The sequence below is a fragment of the Actinomadura soli genome (genome assembly GCF_005889715.1).
Taxonomy (GTDB): domain Bacteria; phylum Actinomycetota; class Actinomycetes; order Streptosporangiales; family Streptosporangiaceae; genus Spirillospora; species Spirillospora soli.
Map to the genome: position 1 here is coordinate 1 of NZ_VCKW01000476.1, position 3,071 is coordinate 3,071.

General features: G+C 73.8%; 4 protein-coding genes. 3 read left to right on the top strand and 1 reads right to left on the bottom strand.

Annotated elements, in window-relative coordinates; all coding sequences use genetic code 11:
• Positions 1 to 38: 38 nt before the first annotated feature.
• Positions 39 to 845 (bottom strand): alpha/beta hydrolase, encoded by an 807-nt coding sequence (locus tag ETD83_RS40810; protein ID WP_138650604.1) that lies wholly within the window; start codon positions 843 to 845, stop codon positions 39 to 41.
• 109 nt (positions 846 to 954) lie between these two features.
• Here ETD83_RS40810 and moaA point away from each other — a divergent pair, with 109 nt between their 5' ends.
• Genes moaA through ETD83_RS46250 form a run of 3 tightly spaced genes read left to right on the top strand, consistent with a single transcriptional unit; the run spans position 955 to position 2,948 of the window.
• Positions 955 to 1,944 carry a GTP 3',8-cyclase MoaA gene (gene moaA, locus ETD83_RS40815; RefSeq protein ID WP_138650605.1) on the top strand — a complete coding sequence of 330 codons (990 nt, stop codon included), beginning with the start codon at positions 955 to 957 and terminating at the stop codon, positions 1,942 to 1,944.
• Positions 1,945 to 1,948: 4 nt separating this feature from the next.
• Positions 1,949 to 2,521 (top strand): molybdenum cofactor guanylyltransferase, encoded by a 573-nt coding sequence (gene mobA / locus ETD83_RS40820; protein ID WP_230421526.1) that lies wholly within the window; start codon positions 1,949 to 1,951, stop codon positions 2,519 to 2,521.
• Between the two features lie 49 nt (positions 2,522 to 2,570).
• Positions 2,571 to 2,948, top strand: a complete 378-nt coding sequence (locus ETD83_RS46250) for a DUF6457 domain-containing protein (RefSeq protein ID WP_407921562.1) — start codon at positions 2,571 to 2,573, stop codon at positions 2,946 to 2,948.
• Positions 2,949 to 3,071 lie beyond the last annotated feature (123 nt).

Here is a 3,071-nt window from a genome sequence, read left to right on the forward strand (position 1 = left end):
CGCGGGAAGCGTCGGGAGCGTCGGGGGCGCCGGGGCGGTCAGGTGAGGACGCCGTCGATGAAGGCGGTGACGTCGGCGAGGACCTCCTCCCGGTTGGTCTCGTTGAAGATCTCGTGCCGGGCGCCGGGGTAGAGGCGCTCGGTGAAGTCGGTGCCGCGGACGGCGTCGATTCCGGTCCGCGTGTCGCGCGGCCGGACGAGCTCGTCCGCGGCGCCGTGCATGTAGAAGATCGGCAGGTCGCCGAGGCGGCCGTGCTCGCTGACGCGCTTCAGCGCGGTGTCGAGGGCCTCGACGGTGGTCTTCCTGAACGGGCCGTGCCAGACGAGCGGGTCCTCGATGTACGCCTTCCCCACGGCCGGGTCGCGCGACAGCGTGGACGTGTCGATCGGCTCGTCGGGGATCTCGTCGAGGGGGAGCAGCTCGTCCAAGATGTGCCAATGGCCGAGCACGGGCCCGGACAGCACCAGCGCGGCGAGGACGCCGCCGTGCAGCTGGGCGTACCGGGACGCGATCAGCCCGCCCACCGAGTGCCCGATCATGACGACGGGCAGGTCCGGATGGTCGCCGCGCGCCGCCTCGACGACCGTGTGCAGATCGGCGACCACGTCGTCGTAGTCCTCGACCAGCACGCGGTCGCCGGCCGAGCGGCCGTGGCCCATGTGGTCGGGGCCGCAGACGACGGCGCCGTGCCGGGCGAGGACGTCCGCCACGTGGTCGTAGCGGCCGAGGTGCTCGCCGTATCCGTGCACGAGGACGGCGATGTACCAGGGGTCTCCGTCCGTCCAGATCCTGGCCGTGACGGAACCCCGCGTCCCCGCGAACTCCCACTTCCGTACCGTGGTCACGCAGCCTCCCAGATGCCGGACGGATGGTTACCGTCTCTCGTGCGGGACGGATCGTCAACCACCGCAATAGGGTGGAGAGATCGACCGTAATCTGCAGGAAGGGGCGCCCGTGCTGGTCGACACCTTCGGCCGTACCGCGACGGACCTGCGGGTCTCCCTCACCGACCGTTGCAACCTGCGGTGCTCGTACTGCATGCCACCAGAGGGCCTGGACTGGCTGCCCAAGCCGGAACTGCTCACCGACGACGAGGTCATGCGGCTGGTCGGGCTGGCCGTCCGGGATCTGGGCGTCACCGAGGTCCGCTACACCGGCGGCGAGCCGCTGCTGCGGCGCGGGCTCCCCGACATCGTGCGGCGCACGGCGGAGCTGGCGCCGCGCCCCCAGATCTCGCTGACCACGAACGGCATCGGGCTCGACCGGCTCGCGGGGCCGCTGGCCGATGCCGGTCTCGACCGGGTGAACGTGTCCCTCGACACCCTCGACCCGGAGACGTTCAAGCGGCTCGCGCACCGCGACCGGCTGGACGACGTCCTGACCGGCCTCGCGGCGGCCCGGTCCGCGGGGCTGGAACCGGTCAAGATCAACGCGGTGCTGATGCGGGGGATCAACGACCACGAGGCCGTCCCGCTGCTGCGGTACTGCCTCGACCACGGTTACCGGCTCCGGTTCATCGAGCAGATGCCCCTGGACGCCCAGCACGGCTGGACCCGCCACGACATGATCACCGCGGACGAGATCCTCGAGCGGCTGTCCGCGGCGTTCGCCATCGCCCCGGACGAGGAGCACGACCGCGGCAGCGCCCCCGCCGAGTCGTTCATCGTCGACGGCGGCCCGCACATGGTCGGCGTGATCGGCTCGGTGTCCCGGCCGTTCTGCGGCGCCTGCGACCGGGTGCGGCTCACCGCCGACGGGCAGGTCCGCAACTGCCTGTTCGCCACCGAGGAGTCCAACCTGCGCGACGCGCTGCGCGCCGGAGCCGACGACGCCGAGCTGGCCGAGCGGTGGCGAAAGGCGGTCCGGGCCAAGCGCGCGGGGCACGGCATCGACGACCCGTCCTTCCTGCAGCCGGCCCGGCCGATGTCGGCCATCGGCGGCTGAGGCCGTGCCCGTTTCCCACGCGGTGCCCTTCGACGCGGTGCTGCTGGCGGGCGGCCGTGCCCGGCGGTTCGGCGCCGACAAGCCCGCCGCGCCCCTCGGCGGACGGACGCTGCTGGAATGGGCGGCGGCCGCCGTGTCCGGGGCGTCCAGGCTGATCGTGGTGGGGCCGCGCCGGGACGTCCTGCCGGGGGCCGTCGTCGTCCGGGAGGACCCGCCGGGCGCGGGGCCGGTCCCGGCGCTGCGGGCCGGGCTGGCGGAGGTGCGGTCGCCGTGGCTGGTGCTGCTGGCCGCCGACCTGCCGTTCCTGCGTCCCGGCCACGTCGCCCGGCTGCTGGACGCGGCGGGAGAGCGCCCCGGAGCCGTGCTCCTCGACGACGGGCACCGCGAGCAGTGGCTCGCCGGATGCTGGCGGGCCGCCGCGCTGCGGGACGCCCTCAGCGGCTACACGGGCGCGTCACTGCGCGGCCTCCTGGGCCCCCTCGGCCCCGCCCTGGTCGCGCTGCCCGCGGGGACGCGTCCCGCCTGGTACGACTGCGACACCCCGGAGGACCTGGCCGCCGCCGAACACCTGCTTTGATCGGGTGAGAGTGGGCAGGTTCGGCTGGACGACGCGAGAAGGGGGACCCATGCCGGTGCTGGAGGACTGGATCGACGCGGCCTGCCGCGAACTGGGCCTGGAACGCCGCGACATCGACCAGGGCCTGGTCCTGGACCTCGCCCGCGACGTCGCGCACGGCGTCGCGCGGCCCGGCGCGCCCGTCACGGCGTACCTGCTCGGCCTCGCGGTCGGGCGCGGCGCACCCGCGCGGGACGCCGCCGCCCGGCTGACCGAGATGGCCGAGAACTGGAACGCGGCCGCCGCTCCCGGGTCCGCCGGCGCCCCGGAGACCGCCGCCGGCGCCCCGGAGACCGCCGCCGGCGCCCCGGAGACCGCCGCCGGCGTCCCCGAGCCCGCGCCCGAGGTGCCGGAGCAGGCGGGCGAGACCGTCCTCGACGACGCCTAGACGAGTAGTTCCGAAGTTTGGGCCCGGTGACGTGGCGAGGGTGTTCAAGATCAGTTTGTGACGACCGACCTGAACACCCTCTTGACGGCACTGTATGTGAAGATCGACGACGAGATCGCAGGA

Coding starts and splice junctions, on each gene's coding strand:
- ETD83_RS46250 (WP_407921562.1), top strand. CDS start 2,571: ATGCCGGTGCTGGAGGACTGGATCGACGCGGCCTGCCGCGAACTGGGC.